Raw genomic sequence first — 17,606 nt, forward strand, 5'->3', positions numbered from 1 at the left:
GGGTTCTATTTCATATAGAAGGGAAACGGAAACGACTAGAATGGGCATAGAGCGATTACTTGAAAAGGCTGGAGCCTATATAAAAGATCCAGATTTGGACCGCATTCGGGAAGCCTATAATTTCGCAGATCAAGCCCATCATGGCCAGGTCCGCAAATCCGGCGAACCCTATATTCTGCATCCGCTTGCGGTTGCAGATATTGTCGTGAACCTGATGATGGATACAACCTCCATTGTCGCCGCGCTGCTGCATGATGTCGTTGAGGATACAACCGTATCGCTGGAAGAGATCCGCGACAAGTTCGGCAATGCCTGTGCAATGTTGGTTGATGGGCTGACCAAGCTGGAGCGTATCCAATTCCGTTCCAAGGAAGAACAGCAGAATGAGAATTATCGCAAGATGTTCATCGCTATGGCGCAGGACATCCGCGTAATTGTGATCAAACTGGCCGACCGGCTCCATAATATGCGCACACTGAAATACCAATCAGAAGAAAGCCAGCGGCGAATTGCTTACGAGACGCTGGAGATTTTCTGTCCGATCGCAGATCGTCTTGGTATTTCGGCAATTAAGAGCGAAATGGAAGATCTTTCGCTTCGATATTTGAATCCACAGCAGTATTACCGTATCGCCAATTTGATTCATAAAAAGCGCGCTGAACGCGAACAGTTTGTTGACACCGTGATTTCCCGCATCAGTGAAAAGCTGGATGAAATGGGGATCGAGGGGGATTTGTCAGGCAGACCAAAGCATATTTACAGCGTTTTTAATAAAATGACGACGAAGAACAAGCAGTTCAATGAGATTTATGATTTGATTGCTATCCGTATTATTGTGGACAATATCAAAGACTGCTATGCCACATTGGGTATTATCCATACCTTGTGGAAACCGATGCCTGGACGGTTTAAAGATTATATAGCTATGCCAAAAGCAAACATGTATCAATCGCTGCATACAACGGTGGTAGGTCCGAACGGGGAACCAACAGAAGTACAGATCCGTACCACGGAAATGCACCGCACCGCTGAATACGGTATCGCGGCGCACTGGGCATACAAGGAAGGCACATCACCAGGGGGCAACTTCGAGAATAAAATGACATTTTTCCGGGAGATTCTGGAGCTTCAGCATGAAGCGAAGGACGCATCCGAGTTTGTGGAATCCCTCAAGATGGACTTCTTCTCGGACCTCGTATTTGTCTTTACTCCGAAGGGGGAAGTCGTTGAGCTGCCTTCGGGCTCTGTGCCGCTGGATTTTGCCTACCGGATTCATACGGAAGTCGGCAACCGAACCATCGGCGCCAAGGTTAACGGACGGATCGTGCCGCTGGATCACCGCCTGAAAACAGGCGATATCGTGGAAATCCTGACCTCAAAGCATTCTTATGGACCTAGTGGAGACTGGCTGAAAATTGCCCAATCCTCTCACGCGCGGAGCAAAATCAAGCAGTGGTTCAAGAAGGAAAAACGCGAAGAGAATGTGGAAAAAGGCCGCGATATGGTTGAACGCGAGCTGAAGAACCGCGGACTGGATCCTTCCGAGTGGACAACGGATGATAAACTGCTGGAGGTAGCCAAGAAATTTGCCTTTAATGATATCGAAGATATGCTTTCAGGCATTGGCTTCGGCGGCATTACGGCAGCCCAGATCTGCACACGTCTGACCGAGCGTCTCCGCAAAGAGCAGGAAGAAGCAAGTCTGCTGGAACTGACTTCCGAGAAGAAGGAGATCAAGGTTCCTACGGAGAAAAGATCGCGTCCGACCAATGGTGTTCGTGTAAAGGGAATCGACAACCTGCTTGTCCGCTTTGCCCGCTGCTGTAATCCGGTGCCAGGAGACGATATCGTAGGATATGTAACCCGCGGACGTGGTGTATCTGTTCATCGGGCGGATTGCCCGAACCTCCCAACCACGGATGATGGGGAGGAAGCAGCACGCGTGATAGAAGTGGAATGGGAAACGGAAATCGAAGCAAATTACAGTGTGGATATTGAGATTACAGGACATGACCGCAACGGCTTACTGAACGAGGTTCTCCAGGCCGTATCGGAAAGCAAGACGAATATTTCTGCCGTTACCGGACGATCGGATAAAAACAAAATGGCGCTGATACACATGACGATTTTGATCCGCAATACCGATCATTTGCATTCCGTCGTAGAGCGGATCAAGCGTGTGAAAGATGTCTATACGGTGCACCGGATTATTCAATAATTCAGGTTGATTAAAGGAGCATAGTACACCCGCATGAGAGTTGTTGTTCAACGCTGCAAGGAAGCACAAGTTACGGTTAACGGGGAAATCACTGGACAAATCAGCCAGGGATTGATGGTGCTTGTAGGGGTTACCCATGAAGACACGGACAAAGATGCGCAGTATTTGGCTGACAAGGTTGCCGGTTTGCGTATTTTCGAGGATGAGGAAGGCAAAATGAACTTCAGCGTAACGGATGTGGGCGGTAGCGTCCTGTCCGTCTCGCAGTTTACATTGTACGGCGACTGCCGCAAAGGAAAGCGTCCCAACTTTATGGGAGCCGCCAAACCCGACGCGGCGCTTGAACTTTATGAACGTTTTAATCGTGAGCTGGCTGCAAAGGGTTTGGAGGTAGCGACCGGACGATTTGGAGAAATGATGGATGTGACCTTTACCAATTGGGGCCCGGTTACACTGATCATTGACAGCAAAACAACGGCATAGAAAAGCGTTTTGGAGGGAATGCTGATCATAGAACATCAGCCTTTTATCCAAAGGAGTCGTCATTTTATGCGTCAATCTTCCCATGCATTTACATTGAAATTGATGCCGCTGATCCCGCTTGAATCCGTTAAGGAAGCAGTCAAGCTGGAACGGGCAGGCGAAATTCCTTTTCCACTCTGGAATGGTTACAGCAAGGGGAAAGGATCATCACCGTACCAATTACGTTAAGCGCTGCTGGTACGAATTTAAAGAGTCAGGTTTCCTTTGTGGAGAGCCTGACTCTTTTTTTAATGTAATCACTTCAAACATGGGTCCGTGTGTTATAAAGCATTCGTATTAGGGTAATAACAAAGCGTGGACAACAACCTGAAAGGAGATCGAAATCCATGAGTAAAGTTGCTTTTTTACTGGCTAACGCGTTTGAAGATTCAGAAATGAAGGTACCTTATGATGAAGTGAACAAAGCAGGTCATGAAACGGATATTATCGGACTCCAGAAGGGTGAAACATTGAAGGGGAAAAACGGTAAAGCTACCTACACGGCTGAAAAATCCATTTCCGAGGTTCATGCGGCTGACTATGATGCAGTCGTCATTCCGGGTGGTTCTTCTCCGGAGAATCTGCGTCTGGATCCTGACATACTGAAATTTGTAAAAGAAATGAACGGCTCGAAGAAGCCCATAGCAGCCATCTGCCATGGCCCGCAAATTCTTGCGAGCGCCGATCTGTTAAAAGACCGTACAATTACCTCTTATCCGCCGCTTCAAGATGATATGGTCAATGCAGGCGCGGAATTTAAAGATGAAGAGGTTGTCGTGGACGGTAACTACATTACTTCTCGTACTCCTAAAGACGAACCGGCCTTTGTCCGGGAACTGCTGAAAGTGCTGTAATCCATCAAATAGGAGTGCTTTGAAGCTTGGCCTATGATTCATTATGTTAAAAAGGATTTGCGAGAATCCTAAAAATGAGGAGGTAATGATCATGACGAAGCAAATACAAGCTTACTTCAAGAATGAGGATGACGCGGAGAGCGCAAAAACCAAATTGATCGGAACACATACCGAACATTTGGAAGTCAGCCGCCTAGGTACGACACTCGACGGAAACAGACATATCCTACTGCCGATCGCGCCAGTGAGCATGGCGGGGAATATGAATACCGGCGGTGCTTCAGCTGCGGTTGGGGTACCTGGTGTAGGTTATAGCGCTCCGGTAGTGCCTGTTGTGGATGATGAGAATGATATCTACCGTCAGAGCGAGGATACGCCTCCCGAGGAGCGTGAAACGCGCAGGGATATTGATCAGGATGAACCCGTGCTTGGCTTTGCTGACCTGAATGCGGATAATTATGATGACCTGGATTATGTTCTATCCTGTAAGGTAAGTGATGAAGATTATGCGGAAGTTCTCAATAAGCTGCGCAACAATGGCGGTTATGTTGAAATCTTCGACTAAAGAAGACAGCTCTCCAAACCCGTATTCATTGCGGGATGGAGAGCTATTTTGGATCATATATAAAGCGCTTTCCCGTTTGTAATATAACTGTAATATTAGATTCATACTCCCTTAATATAGCCTGTTTATAATAACAAGCATGACCCCCTTTTTTAATATATAACCTTTGGACCTACAATACGGATTGTAGGTTTTTCTTTTGTTTGCCACTTGACTTTAGTGCAGCGGTTCATTACAATCTAAAAATAATCTAAATTTGATTCAATGACGGGACCAAGTAGTTCGCGCCCCACCATGCAGAGAGGAATCCCTTAGGCTGGAAGGATTCTATGGATGACCGAATGAATGACTTCCCCGAGAACAGACGGCGAAAGTTTGGAAGCTCCTTTATTTAGGAATTTCCCTGCGAGTAGACGCACTGCGCGGAACGGGCGTTAATCGTTATGAAGCGGATACACATGAATTTATGGTGTCCGGAATGTGGGTGGCACCACGGGTGATTGATAAATAACAATCTCTCGTCCCTGTTTGCTTTTTAAAGCAGCGGGACGGGGGATTTTTTGTTATATCCTTATACAAACCTATGCTTTGATGAGTGAGGATTGGAATACAGAAAAAGATCAATTTGAATGGGGGTAGAACAAACCATGGCTTACCAAAAACCGACAGGTACGCAGGATTTTTTGCCGGGTGTGGTTGAAAAATGGCAGTTTGTCGAAGAGAAAGCAAGAGACTTATGCCGGCGTTTTAATTACCGGGAAATCCGCACCCCTTTGTTTGAGCAAACGGAGTTGTTTGAACGGGGCGTTGGAGAGACGACGGATATCGTCGAAAAGGAAATGTATTCGTTTAAAGATAAAGGCGATCGCAGTATGACGCTTCGTCCGGAAGGCACGGCAGGGGTTGTCCGCTCTTATGTGGAGAACAAGCTGTATGGGGAGCCGGATGTGAGCAAGCTGTACTACATCGGTCCAATGTTCCGTTATGAGCGTCCGCAAGCGGGTCGTTACCGTCAGTTTCATCAATTCGGTGTTGAGGCTTTCGGAGCGGTTGATCCAGCCATTGATGCGGAAGTGGTATCTCTCGGTTATCAGTTCTGCAAGGAACTGGGACTGCAGGGAGTCAAAGTGGAGATTAACTCCGTTGGCAATCCTGAAAGCCGCGCGGCTTATCGTGAAAGGCTGCTGGAATTTCTCACACCGATGAAAGACAGTCTGTGCAAGGACTGCCAGTCCCGGATGGACCGCAACCCGATGCGGGTGCTGGATTGCAAGGTGGACCAGGACAAGTTCACGAATGCGCCTTCGATTTTGGACAGTCTGGATGAGGAATGCACAAATCACTTCGAGCAAGTGAAACAGTACCTAACGGCTATGGAAGTTGAATTCGTCGTGAATCACCGGCTGGTTCGAGGTCTCGATTATTACACGCACACGGCCTTTGAGTATAAGGCTCAAGGAATCGGTGCTATCGACACCATCGGCGGCGGTGGACGTTACAACGGTTTAGTCAGCGAAATCGGCGGACCGGAGCAGCCGGGGATCGGGTTGGGCCTTGGACTGGAACGTATTCTGTTGATTCTGGATAAACAGGAAATCGATCTGAATGCGATCAAAGCGCTTGATGTGTATTTTGTTGCTTTGGGCGAAGCCGCTGACCGTGAGATTACGAAACAGCTGTACCTTGTGCGTAAAGAAGGATTGTCGGCTGAACGCGATTATCTGGGCAGAAAAATGAAAGCCCAAATGAAGTCCGCTGACCGCTTCCATGCCAAAGTGACGGCGATCTTGGGAGACGATGAACTGGAGCGGGGCGAAATTGCGCTGAAGTCGATGGCTACAGGCGAGCAGCAGACGGTTAAGCTGAGTGAGCTTCTTATGAAATTAAGGGAATTCGCCGAAAAGGCTGAATAATAGAAAAGGGGTATGAGAAACATGCTTAGGACTCATCAATGCGGAAGCCTGACAACAGGCCATATTGGAGAAACCGTTACACTGAACGGCTGGGTACAAACCCGCCGTGATCTTGGAGGCGTGCTGTTTATTGATCTGCGTGACCGCAGTGGTATCGTGCAAGTCGTGTTCAATCCTGCTTACTCGGGGGATGCATTGGCTGTAGCTGACAAAGTGCGTAGTGAGTATGTGCTGGCGGTTTCCGGTAAAGTCGTTCAACGCGATCAGGAAACGATCAACCCTAACCTTGCGACAGGTGAAATCGAAGTTCACATTACCGAAATTGAGGTACTGAACGCGGCTAAAACACCTCCGTTTTTCGTTGAAGACGGTGTTGAGGTCGATGAATCGCTGCGTTTGAAATACAGATATCTGGATCTCCGTCGTCCGGAAATGCAAAAAACGCTGATGTTGCGCTCAAAAGCATCCAAAATATTCCGTGATTTCCTGGACGAAAACGGGTTTATCGATGTTGAAACTCCGATTCTGACCAAGAGCTCACCTGAAGGCGCCCGTGATTACCTGGTACCTAGCCGTGTGCATTCAGGCGAATTTTTCGCACTGCCGCAGTCGCCGCAAATTTACAAACAGCTGCTGATGGTCAGTGGTCTGGAGCGTTATTATCAAATCGCCCGCTGCTTCCGGGACGAAGATCTTCGTGCTGACCGTCAGCCTGAATTTACCCAAGTCGACATCGAGACCTCATTCCTCGACCGTGATACGCTCCTGAATATGATGGAGCAGCTGATGGTGAAATTGTTCAAGGAAACGATCGGCGTGGAGCTGGCATTGCCGTTCCAACGCATCACATATGACGAAGCAATGGGTAAATACGGCTCTGACAAGCCTGATCTGCGTTTTGGTCTTGAGCTGGTAGAAATGAACGATATCGTAGCCAGCAGCGGCGTCAAAGTATTCGCTTCCGTGATTGAAAAAGGCGGAGAAGTGAAGTGTTTGAATGCGAAAGGCTGCGGCACTTGGAGCCGTAAGGACATTGATGATCTTGGACCTTATGCTGCTAGGTACGGCGCGAAAGGTCTGGCTTGGATTCAAGTGAAGGACGGCGAATTCAAGGGGCCAATCGTGAAGTTCTTTACCGAACAGGAAATCGAAGCTGTAAGAGAACGTACAGGTGCCGAAGACGGCGACTTGCTCTTGTTCTCTGCTGACAATAAAAAGGTTGTTGCCGATGTACTGGGCGCACTTCGCCTGAAAATCGGACGTCAGCTCGGCCTGATCGATGACAAAGTATATAAATTCGCGTGGGTTACCGACTTCCCGCTGCTCAGCTATGATGAGGATGCGAAGCGCTATGTGGCAGAACATCATCCGTTCACCCGTCCAAACGATGAGGATCTGGAGTTGTTCGACACCGATCCGCTTAAAGTACGTGCACAAGCATATGACATCGTACTGAATGGTTATGAAGTAGGCGGCGGTTCGATGCGTATTTACAAGCGCGATATTCAGGAGAAAATGTTCGATGCCTTGGGTCTGTCTCCAGAAGTTGCACGTGAGAAATTCGGCTATCTGCTGGATGCGTTTGAATATGGCACGCCACCGCATGGCGGCATTGCCTTTGGTCTTGACCGCCTTATCATGCTTCTGGCAGGTCGCACCAACCTGCGCGAGACCATCGCATTCCCGAAAACGGCAAGCGCCACGGATCTGCTGATGGACGCACCGTCGACGGTGGATTCTTCGCAGCTTGATCAGCTTCATATCAAACTGGCGAAAAAACCTGAAGACAAAAAAGTTAATGCCTAAAATAGAGGGAGGCCTCCATACACTATGCTCAACCAATTTTCCCGTACAGAACTAGCTATAGGGCCGGAAGGTCTGGAAGCTATGAAAAATAGCACAGTGGCTGTGCTCGGTATCGGCGGTGTGGGCTCCATTGCGGTGGAGGCCCTTGCCCGCACGGGCGTTGGGAAGCTGATTCTGATTGACAAGGATGTAGTGGATATTACCAACATCAACCGTCAAATTCATGCTCTTACCACAACCGTTGGCCAAAAAAAAGCCGATCTGATGGTAGAGCGTGTTAAGCTGATCAACCCCGAATGCGAGGCAATCGCATTGAATATGTTTTATACCGAAGAAACCTGCGAAGAGCTCTTTAAATTTGATCTGGATTATGTGCTGGATGCGTCCGATACGGTTTCTTACAAAATCCATCTGATTAAAGAATGCCTGAAACGCAAAATCCCGCTGATTTCCAGCATGGGCGCTGCCAATAAGATGGATCCAAGCCGATTCCAGGTAGCTGATATTTCCAAGACGACGGTCGACCCGATTGCACGGGTGATCCGCACCAAGCTTCGCAAGGATGGCATCAAAAAAGGCGTGAAAGTCGTATTCTCGACCGAAGAGCCTATGAAGCCGCGCGTGGATGTAACGGAAAAAATCGTACCCGAAAACGCTCCAGCCATCCGTAAAGCCAAGCAGCCTCCTGCCAGTAATGCTTACGTTCCTCCTGTTGCAGGACTGATCATGGTTAGCGTAGCCGTCAAGGATTTGCTGAAGAAAGCTGGGATTGAAGTATAAAGAGAGCATTATCGCATTTTAAAATGTGGTACAATCATATGGCGTGAATGGCCGTATATAACGGCGGTCACGCCTTTTTGTTTCGACTTGGGGTAAGATATAAGCGTTTTGTTAGAATGCTTGGTGGTAAAAGGAAAGAGGAGGATCTGTTTGAAATCTGGATTTTGGCAGAAAAGTCTCGGTTTAAGACCGGGAGACAACTGGAAGAAAGAGCTCATTGCCGGGGCGGTATCTTATTTTTCAGTCGTATACATTGTTATGGTAAACGCAAACATCCTGCATGATGCGGGAATGCCACTGAAAGCAGCAATGATCGGCACCATTTTGACCTCGATCGCAGGATGTTTGCTCATGGCATTTGGCGGTAAATCGCCGATTGTGGTTGTACCGGGCATGGGAATTAACGCATTCTTCACCTATACGCTGGTTCATTCCATGAAACTGGGCTGGGAGGAAGCCCTGATGGTCGTGGCCGTGACGGGTGTTCTGTTCACAATAGTGACCTTTACCTCGTTGTACCGGATTATCAGCGAAGCGATACCGCAAAATCTTCAGCATGGGATCACTGTCGGGATCGGTTTGTTTTTGACCTTTATTGGCCTGCAAAAGAGTGAAATTGTGATTGCGCATCAGACAACGTTTGTGACGATTGGCCATTTTAGTGATCCTTCGGTCATCGTAGCCTGCATTACCCTGCTGCTTGCTTTGGTTCTCTTTATTCGCGGTATTCAGGGGGGACTTCTGATCAGTATCCTTGCGGGTACGGGGCTGGCTTACCTGCTCGGAGCTGTCAAGCCGGCACAGCAGATGGAGTCCGGTCATATCTTCAAACAGTATGGTGCAATATTCGGGCATTTGTCGTGGTCGGGTATCGGCAGCCTGGTGTTCTGGATCGCGGTATTTCTGCTGCTGCTAATCGTTGTGTTTGAGAACATCGGATTGATCGCGGCGCAGACCCGGATGATTGAACGTCCGGAGAATTTCAAGGGAAGCCTGCGGGCATTATCGCTGACGAATATTTTTGCCGGCATTTTCGGCAGCAGTCCAGTCGTGGCTGCGGCGGAGACAACGGCGGGCATTGCGGCTGGCGGACGAACCGGTCTGACTTCACTCGTATCTGCTGTTCTATTCGGAGCTACGTTCTTTTTCATCCCGCTGCTCGCTTATATCCCTGACAGCGCAATTGCTCCGATACTGATTGTGATTGGCGGATTGATGGTTCAGAACGTCAAGGAAATGGATTTTGGCGATCTCACGGAAGCTTTTCCGGCATTTCTGATCATGGTCATGATTCCTTTCACATACAGTATTGTGGATGGCATGGCTTTCGGATTTATTGCTTATCCGGTTGTAAAGCTTGCCCGGGGAAAAGGTAGAGATGTTTCTCCTGTGCTTTATGGCATAGCCGCCTTGTTTGTTGCCAACTTTGTCCTGCATTCATTAATGTAGTACTGAAAAAGAGACTTGGGGAGGAGGAATGACATGACACTTATACAATCATTCACAGAAGGACAGGAAGTTACGGGGTATTATCTATTAAAATCTGTAAACGTGAAGCAGACTAATTCTACACCCCCGAAGGATTATTTCGATATTATTCTTTCAGATACCAGCGGGGAAATCTCGGCCAAGTACTGGGATGCTTCTTCAACGGACAAGGAAACATTTTTTGCACCCATGCTGGTTAAGGTGCGGGGTGTAGTTCAGTTGTACCGTGAGCGCCTGCAATTTAAGGTTAATAAAATCCGTCCGGTATCGGATGATGAAGGTTATAATATTACCGATTTTGTGCGTGCGGCTCCTGTTCCGCCAAATGATCTCGTATATACAATCAAAACAGCTGCATCCAGTATTCAGGATGTGGAGATGCAGGTCATTATTGACCACTGCTTCAGCAAGATTGGTGACAAACTGATGCATTATCCTGCGGCTAAAGGGATGCATCACGCATTTTATGCAGGTCTGGCCTACCATATGGTGCGTATGCTGGAGCTGGCAGAATTCATATGCAGACAGCGGCCATTTCTGAACAGGGACCTTTTGGTCGCTGGCATCATTTTGCATGATATTGCCAAGACGGAAGAATTGACGGCAGAGCTCGGTATCGTCAGCGAGTATAGCTTTACCGGGAAGCTGATCGGACATATTCCGCTTGCCGCAGGCTGGGTTACAGAAGCAGCAGTTATCCATGGCATGGATGTAAACTCTGAAAAAATCGTTCTGCTGCAGCATATGATATTAGCTCATCATAATTTACCTGAATGGGGTAGTACGGTACAGCCGCAAATACCCGAAGCGCTCGCGCTGCATTTGATCGATCAAATGGACGCGAAGCTGCAGGCTGCGGAGGATGCGATCTCCACGATGCCTACGACCGATGATTGGACCTCTCCGGTCCGAGCTCTGGAGAATAAGGCATTCTATCGGGCCAAAGGGGAATAGAAAGATCGTAATAACAGCATAGGAGCGAATATATCAGTGACAGAGAAGCATAACGACGCTCCGCAAAAGACTTTAAGGTTCTCTAAGCGAAGAGGCAAGCACATAGATGGAGCCGGATTGGATTCAAACACCGGATTCCCGCAGCTCGCAGAGCAGCTTCAGCGGGCCGCTGAGGGGATCAGGGAGATGGAACTGATGCCGGGTTCTGCCTCGCTCAATTTGCCTGAATGGAGTCCAGGTATCAGAGTCAGACATAAGCAGCATCCGGAATACGGAACAGGAATGATTCGGACTGTTATTTCGGGTGGAATGTCCGTTTATTGCAGCTTTGATCAATTTTCTTTATCGGCCCAAAGCTGGACTCCATCGGGCTATTACCGTATCAGTCAGCTCGAAAAGGTGGAAGAGGTTGACAAAAGCGAAAGAACTCTAATATAATTTTTGGCGTAACTGTCTTTAAAATATGACGACATGAGGTGGAAAGGAAATGGAAATATTATCTACTGTTCTAACAAGAGAACTGGCCTAAAACGGGAGAAGTCTGCCCTTTTTTAACAAGCCATCTCGAGAACAGTTGATATGATCCGAATCCTTTCTTACTCTGCTATAGCGTAAAGGAGTGAGGTGTATTCGCCTTACTCTTTTTTTTATGCCCGGCAAAGATAGAGAAGCAACCCTGTATTTTAAATTTCATACTACTGTTTCTCCGGATGGCTTTCGCTTCTAATCAAGTTGAAAACCAAAAGGAGAGAAAAATCATGAGTATTTTAAATGTTACCGATCTGACGCATATGTATGGTGATCAGATGACGTTTGCACATATGAATTTCCGCTTGCTTCCAGGTGAGCATGCCGGTTTGGTCGGCGTCAATGGCGCCGGTAAGTCCACTTTGTTCCGTCTGCTTACCGGCAATTTATTGCCGGATGCGGGCAAAATTGAATGGGCATCGCAGGTGCAGGTCGGGTTTCTGGAGCAGCATATCGGCCTGCAGCCGGGAACTACCATCAGACAATACTTGGAGCGGGCGTTTCAGTATTTGTATGATATGGAGAGGGAAATGAACAGCATCGCGGAGCGCTTTGCGGATGCGGGCGATCAGCTGGATGCCCTATTACGGAATTACGGGGAGCTCCAGGCAGCTTTGGAGCATCATGAGTTTTATCAGGTTTCCTCCAAAATTGAAGATATCGCGTCAGGCCTCGGCATCATGGATATGGGACTCGACAAGGATGTCAGTTTGCTTAGCGGAGGGCAAAAGACCAAGCTATTGCTGGCAAAGCTGCTGCTCGAGGAGCCACAGGTGCTATTGCTCGATGAGCCTACGAACTACCTGGATACGATCCACATCGAATGGCTTACCGGTTATCTCAAACGCTACAAGCATGCTTACATCGTCGTTTCTCACGATGAGCATTTTCTGAATGAAATTACGACGGTTATTTTTCATTTGGCCCATCAAAACATCAGACGCTATGCCGGCAATTACCAGCATTTCAAGAAAGAGCTGGCACTTGGGCAGGCCCAGCAGCATACGGCTTTTGAGAAGCAGAGCAAGGAGATCGAAAAGCTGGAAGCTTTTATCGACAAGAATCGGATCCGTAAAGCCAAGCAGGCCAAAAGCCGCGAGAAGATGCTCAGTAGAATTGTCCGAGTCGAGAAGCCGACAGATGGCCCTTCCCCGCGATTCACGTTTGCTACCCCTGGCGTTACAGCAGGAGCGGCGGTCTTTGAGACAAAGCAATTGAAGGTTGGCTACGACAGTCCTCTGTTCAAGCCTGTGTCGCTGAAGGTGCGCAGAGGCGATAAAATTGCGATTGTCGGTGAAAACGGTGCGGGCAAGTCTACACTTGTAAATACTCTGCTTGGCCACATCCAACCGCTGGAAGGAGAGTTAATTGCGCAGGAGCAGGTAAAAGCGGCTTATTATCGTCAGGAGGATATCGCATCAGGAGAAACGCCGATGGAGAGGGTATGGGCGCTGCGGCCTGACCTGACGCAAAAAGACATCCGCAAGGTGCTTGCCATGTCCGGCCTTACGGCAGAGCATATCCGCAAGCCGATCTGCGCACTCAGCGGTGGTGAGCAGGCCAAGGTGCGGCTGTCGGAGCTGATGCTTACACCTAGTCACTTGCTGGTCCTTGATGAACCGACGAACCATCTGGATATCAGGGCAAAGGAAGCACTGAAAAAAGGACTTGAGGAATATAAGGGAACAATTCTGCTTGTTTCCCATGAACCGGCCTTTTATAAGGATTGGGTAACGGATGTGTGGACGGTGGGAGAATGGAGAGCAAGTCTGCGGTAATTCCGTGGACTGGGATGAGTTTTCAAATGGCCCCTATGGTGAATGCACTTTCAGTGTGATATACTGAAAATCCTTTCTAAGCGGGCTTAGGCTTTATGAGCAAAAGCATCGACTTACCAGGGTTGGGACGGCTTGGCGGTGGTTTCATGAAGAAGAAAACTTTTCACGGACGCCAATTAACAGTCAACCGTCCCCCCGAAGCCTTCTCGGCTTACGGAAAAACTTTTAGGAGGTAACTGAAATTGGAACAGACTTTTCAAAGTGCCTATCAAGAGGAAGAGCGAAGGCTAAATGCAACTATTGCGGAAATTGATAAGCAGCTTGGGCGGCTGCGCGGCATCGATGTCTATACAGGACATGACTTTACTGAGCAAGTTCTGGAGGCAGGACGTGAGGAGAAAAGGCAGTCGCTGGCCAAAAGCCTGCCGGCACCTTACTTCGGACGGCTGGATTTCCAAGAAAACAAAGATGGAGAGCCAAAACCGCTCTATATCGGAAAAATCGGTGTGGATCACGGGGAAGTCGGAGATCAGCCGATGGTCATTGATTGGCGGGCACCGATTGCCAGCGTATTTTATTCCTTTACCGGGGGCGATGACCCGGCTGCGTACGAAGCACCGGAGGGAACCATTGAGGGCCTGGTGTATTTAAAACGCAACCTAGTCATCCGGAAACAAATTTTGGAACGGGTATCCGATACGTATGACCGCGACAGCGATCAGCCGGCTGTATCGGATGAATTTCTCGTTTACCGGCTGGGTGAGAACAAGGATAACAAGCTGCGTGATATCGTCTCCACCATTCAGGCGGAACAGGACCAGATTATTCGAGCGGCGAAAAACACGGCACTGATCATTCAGGGGGTTGCGGGAAGCGGAAAAACAACCGTTGCCCTTCACCGTCTCGCCTTTTTGCTGTATCAGTATAAGGAGCAGGTTACGGCTGAGAAAATGATTATTTTCGCGCCGAACCATATGTTCCTGGATTATATTTCGGATGTGCTGCCAGAGCTTGGTGTAGGGGATATCCAGCAGAGTACGTTCACGGATTGGGCCTTGAAGCTGCTTGGCATAGATCTTGCGATTGCGGATACGTCCGAAACGCTTGATTACTGGTTTGAGTCAGCTGGAGGGATGCCTGAAGTGAATGATGAGGTACCCGGCCGGTTTAAGGGCTCAATCAGCTTCATGAATATGATTCGCAGCTGCCTGGAATCCATGGAAAATGTTTCAGTGCCCGAAGCGGATTTCATGCCGTGGGAAGGTGCTGTGCTGAAGCGAAGTATGATTCTTCACTGGTTCAATGAGGAATACAAGCCGTATCCGCTAGCTAAGCGCAAAGAACGGGTCATGGCGAGAATTCACCGCTGGGTCGAGATGGAGCTGAAGAAATCGCCATCGGCTGCGGCGCTGAAGGAACGGAAGAAAAAGGCAGCCCAGCGCGAGAAATCCTATGCGACCAAATGGCCGAAATACGAGCCGCTTGTGCTGTATAAGCAGATGTTCAAGGCGTTGAAGCTGCAGGCAGGCTGGCCTGAGGAACTGCTTGCGCTTATTCCGGACAGTGTAATGAAATCAACGCAAAAGGATTTGAAAAAGGATATTATCCGTGAAGAGGACCTGCCAGGGCTTCTGTACATCCATTATCTGCTCCATGACATTACGGGTGAACAGCGCTTTGATCATATTGTTATTGATGAGGCGCAGGATTTCTCTCCGTTCCAGGTTGCCGTTCTTGATTTGTTTGTTCGAGGTCATTCCTTTACCATACTCGGCGATCTGTCCCAAGGCATTCATGCGTACCGGGGAGTCCACAGTTGGGAAGAAATGAGCTCATTGTTCGCTCCGGAGCAAACGGCTTATTTTGCCCTGACGCGAAGCTATCGATCGACCATGGAAATCATAGAATTTGCCAACCGTATTTTGGAAAAGGGTGTGAACAGCGATCTCCTTGCCGTACCGGTGTTCCGGAGCGGAAATCCGGTACGTATGATTCCTTACGGGGGTCATGAGCAGGAGCGGCTGAATGATCTCCGCAAAGGGATGCAGAAGCTGTCTACGGGTGAATACCGCACGGTTGCTATTTTGACACGGACTCTTAAGGAAGCGAAGGAGCTGTATGAACAGCTGCTGCCTGACATTCCGGAGCTTCATTTGATCGATGGCGGGAAAAAAGCGTATGAGGGAGGACTTTCCGTCCTGCCGGTCTACCTCTCGAAAGGTCTTGAATTCGATGCTGTTATCGTAGCGGACGCGGATCCGGTGCATTATGGTACTTCGGCTTGGGATGCCAAGCTGATGTATGTGGGCTGCACGCGTGCACTCCATGAGCTGTGGCTGATGCATGAAGGCCCTCTTCCGGATTATTTGCAAAATATGCACGAAGATATTGCGGTCACAGGCTGGTAATCCGGCTTGCTGCAAAAGAGAACTGTCACATGAAGACAGTTCTCTTTTTTTTTATTTTTCCAAGCGTTGACAAAATCAATAAAACAGAATATAGTGGATTTATAAATGAATGAACAATTCATTCAACAAAACGGAGGAATAATTATGTTAAATGTGCAAAAGGAAAATTCGGTCTTGCCATGGTCTATCCGGAACAAATATGTACTCATTACAGGGGCAACCAGTGGCATTGGGCTTGCCGCGGCGCTTAAGCTGGCAAAGGATGGTGCAAGACTCGGCATCATTGCCCGGAACAGGGATAGAGCCGTGGAATGCGTAGAACGGATCCGTACGGAAAGTGGTATGCATCATGACCAAATCGATATTTTTATAGCTGATATGGGCTCTCTCCGCTCTGTTCGGCAGGTTGCCGGTGAAATTCTCGAAGCTTGCCCGCATATTGATGTGCTGGTCAACAATGCAGGTGCCTTTTACGATCAGAGACACTGGAGCGAAGATAAATTTGAAATGACATGGGCTGTAAATCATCTGGGACCGTTTCTGTTGACCATTCTGCTATTGGACCGTCTTAAAGAAAATAGAGAGGCCCGGATTATCTTCACCTCTTCGCATGGTCATAAAATGGCGAGAGAGGGGATTGGTTACGATGATCTGGATGGCCATCGCTTATATAGTCCGTTCAAAAGGCTTCTCGGTGGTGCCAATCTCCGATATGGCGAAACGAAGCTAGCTAATCTGCTGCTCACGGTGGAGCTTGCCAAAAGATTGCAGGGTACCGGCGTGACGGCAAATTGCTTTGATCCGGGACTCGTGTCCACAGGCTTTAACATGAATAACGGCGCACTCGCAAGAATGACGATGGCCTGCATGAAGCCGTTCTCCCGTACACCTGAAAAGGGGGCGGAAACACTGGTATGGCTCGCAGAATCCGCCGAACTAACGGGTCAAAGCGGCAATTATTACAAGGATTTGAAGTTGGGGACTTCCTCCAGGGCTGCCCAAGATTCCGAAAGTGCTGCTCATCTTTGGGAGATCAGCGAGAAGCAGATTAGAGCCGCCTTTTCCAAGTGACAGTACTTGATGCTCCGTGACCTCAGCCCTACAATGGTGTTATCACATAAGTTATGAATGGAGTTGAAGCAGCAGTGTCGCCATTAAACGACCATCAGCTGGAACAAATTCACGAGGAACGCAAAAGGCAAATTAAAAAAGCGGCACTTAAAGTATTCGCACTGCACGGTATTGCCGGTACGAAAATAAGCTCCATTGCAGCTGCAGCGGGTATTAGCCAGGGATTATCTTACCGTTATTTTTCCTCTAAGGAAGAGCTATTCACCGAACTGGTGCAGGAAGCTCTGGATGAGGCCGAGTCTGCAATGGGGCATATTCACGAGCTCCCGGGTAGTCCTGCGGAACAAATCAGAGCCTTTACATGCCTGATGCTTGATCCGGACAACAGACTGTCATTTCTGTTGATCCGCCAGGTACAGATATCGGAAGATGCGCCTGAAGCAGCGAAGCGTTTGATTAGGCAGCATCCCCCTGAAATGACAATTGAGCGCCTCGTACCTATTTTCATCAAGGGACAGGAATTGGGAGAATTTTATGAGGGCGAACCGGTACAACTGCTGCTGTGCTACTTTTCTGTCATTACAGGCTTGATGCTTCAGGAAAGCCCGTATGGAGAGGATTTCTGGACCCGTCAGGCAGATGTCTTGATGAGAATGATCAAAAAAATAAGGTAAAGAACGTCTATACTCGTTCTTTCGCTTGAAGCTAGGCTCTAAATATG

The 17,606-nt window shown here is 48.5% G+C and carries 15 protein-coding genes; all 15 read left to right on the top strand.

What is annotated here, in order from left to right; all coding sequences use genetic code 11:
- Window positions 1–40: 40 nt before the first annotated feature.
- The 15 genes from KJS65_RS00210 (at window position 41) to KJS65_RS00280 (ending at window position 17,559) form a co-directional block, all read left to right on the top strand.
- Window positions 41–2,218 carry a RelA/SpoT family protein gene (locus tag KJS65_RS00210; protein WP_213648063.1) on the top strand — a complete coding sequence of 726 codons (2,178 nt, stop codon included), beginning with the start codon at window positions 41–43 and terminating at the stop codon, window positions 2,216–2,218.
- A gap of 33 nt (window positions 2,219–2,251) precedes the next feature.
- Entirely contained in the window at window positions 2,252–2,701 is a 450-nt protein-coding gene (dtd, locus tag KJS65_RS00215) for a D-aminoacyl-tRNA deacylase (RefSeq protein ID WP_213648064.1), read from the top strand.
- A 66-nt stretch (window positions 2,702–2,767) separates the two neighbouring features.
- Window positions 2,768–2,929, top strand: a complete 162-nt coding sequence (locus KJS65_RS00220; RefSeq protein ID WP_213648065.1) for a hypothetical protein — start codon at window positions 2,768–2,770, stop codon at window positions 2,927–2,929.
- Window positions 2,930–3,087: 158 nt separating this feature from the next.
- The gene (locus KJS65_RS00225; RefSeq protein ID WP_213648066.1) at window positions 3,088–3,594 is read left to right on the top strand and encodes a type 1 glutamine amidotransferase domain-containing protein; all 507 of its coding nucleotides are present in this window, start codon (window positions 3,088–3,090) and stop codon (window positions 3,592–3,594) included.
- Between the two features lie 91 nt (window positions 3,595–3,685).
- On the top strand, window positions 3,686–4,159 hold the full coding sequence (locus KJS65_RS00230) for a hypothetical protein (protein ID WP_213648067.1): 474 nt from the start codon (window positions 3,686–3,688) through the stop codon (window positions 4,157–4,159).
- A gap of 647 nt (window positions 4,160–4,806) precedes the next feature.
- On the top strand, window positions 4,807–6,072 hold the full coding sequence (gene hisS, locus KJS65_RS00235; protein ID WP_213648068.1) for a histidine--tRNA ligase: 1,266 nt from the start codon (window positions 4,807–4,809) through the stop codon (window positions 6,070–6,072).
- Window positions 6,073–6,093: 21 nt separating this feature from the next.
- Window positions 6,094–7,878, top strand: coding sequence for an aspartate--tRNA ligase (aspS, locus tag KJS65_RS00240; RefSeq protein WP_213648069.1), 1,785 nt, complete (start codon window positions 6,094–6,096; stop codon window positions 7,876–7,878).
- 24 nt (window positions 7,879–7,902) lie between these two features.
- On the top strand, window positions 7,903–8,658 hold the full coding sequence (locus KJS65_RS00245) for a tRNA threonylcarbamoyladenosine dehydratase (protein ID WP_136606726.1): 756 nt from the start codon (window positions 7,903–7,905) through the stop codon (window positions 8,656–8,658).
- 150 nt (window positions 8,659–8,808) lie between these two features.
- Window positions 8,809–10,107 (top strand): NCS2 family permease, encoded by a 1,299-nt coding sequence (locus KJS65_RS00250; RefSeq protein ID WP_213648070.1) that lies wholly within the window; start codon window positions 8,809–8,811, stop codon window positions 10,105–10,107.
- A 33-nt stretch (window positions 10,108–10,140) separates the two neighbouring features.
- Window positions 10,141–11,100, top strand: coding sequence for a 3'-5' exoribonuclease YhaM family protein (locus KJS65_RS00255; RefSeq protein WP_213648071.1), 960 nt, complete (start codon window positions 10,141–10,143; stop codon window positions 11,098–11,100).
- Between the two features lie 36 nt (window positions 11,101–11,136).
- Window positions 11,137–11,538, top strand: coding sequence for a hypothetical protein (locus KJS65_RS00260; protein ID WP_213648072.1), 402 nt, complete (start codon window positions 11,137–11,139; stop codon window positions 11,536–11,538).
- A 320-nt stretch (window positions 11,539–11,858) separates the two neighbouring features.
- A complete protein-coding gene (locus KJS65_RS00265) occupies window positions 11,859–13,406 on the top strand; it encodes an ABC-F family ATP-binding cassette domain-containing protein (RefSeq protein WP_213648073.1) in 1,548 nt (515 codons plus the stop codon).
- A 242-nt stretch (window positions 13,407–13,648) separates the two neighbouring features.
- Entirely contained in the window at window positions 13,649–15,814 is a 2,166-nt protein-coding gene (locus KJS65_RS00270; protein WP_213648074.1) for a HelD family protein, read from the top strand.
- 144 nt (window positions 15,815–15,958) lie between these two features.
- Window positions 15,959–16,885 carry an SDR family NAD(P)-dependent oxidoreductase gene (locus KJS65_RS00275; RefSeq protein ID WP_213648075.1) on the top strand — a complete coding sequence of 309 codons (927 nt, stop codon included), beginning with the start codon at window positions 15,959–15,961 and terminating at the stop codon, window positions 16,883–16,885.
- A gap of 74 nt (window positions 16,886–16,959) precedes the next feature.
- Window positions 16,960–17,559 (top strand): TetR/AcrR family transcriptional regulator, encoded by a 600-nt coding sequence (locus KJS65_RS00280; protein WP_244864339.1) that lies wholly within the window; start codon window positions 16,960–16,962, stop codon window positions 17,557–17,559.
- The last annotated feature ends 47 nt before the right edge of the window (window positions 17,560–17,606 follow it).

Source organism: Paenibacillus sp. J23TS9 (assembly GCF_018403225.1).
In the GTDB taxonomy this organism is placed as follows: domain Bacteria; phylum Bacillota; class Bacilli; order Paenibacillales; family Paenibacillaceae; genus Paenibacillus_AQ.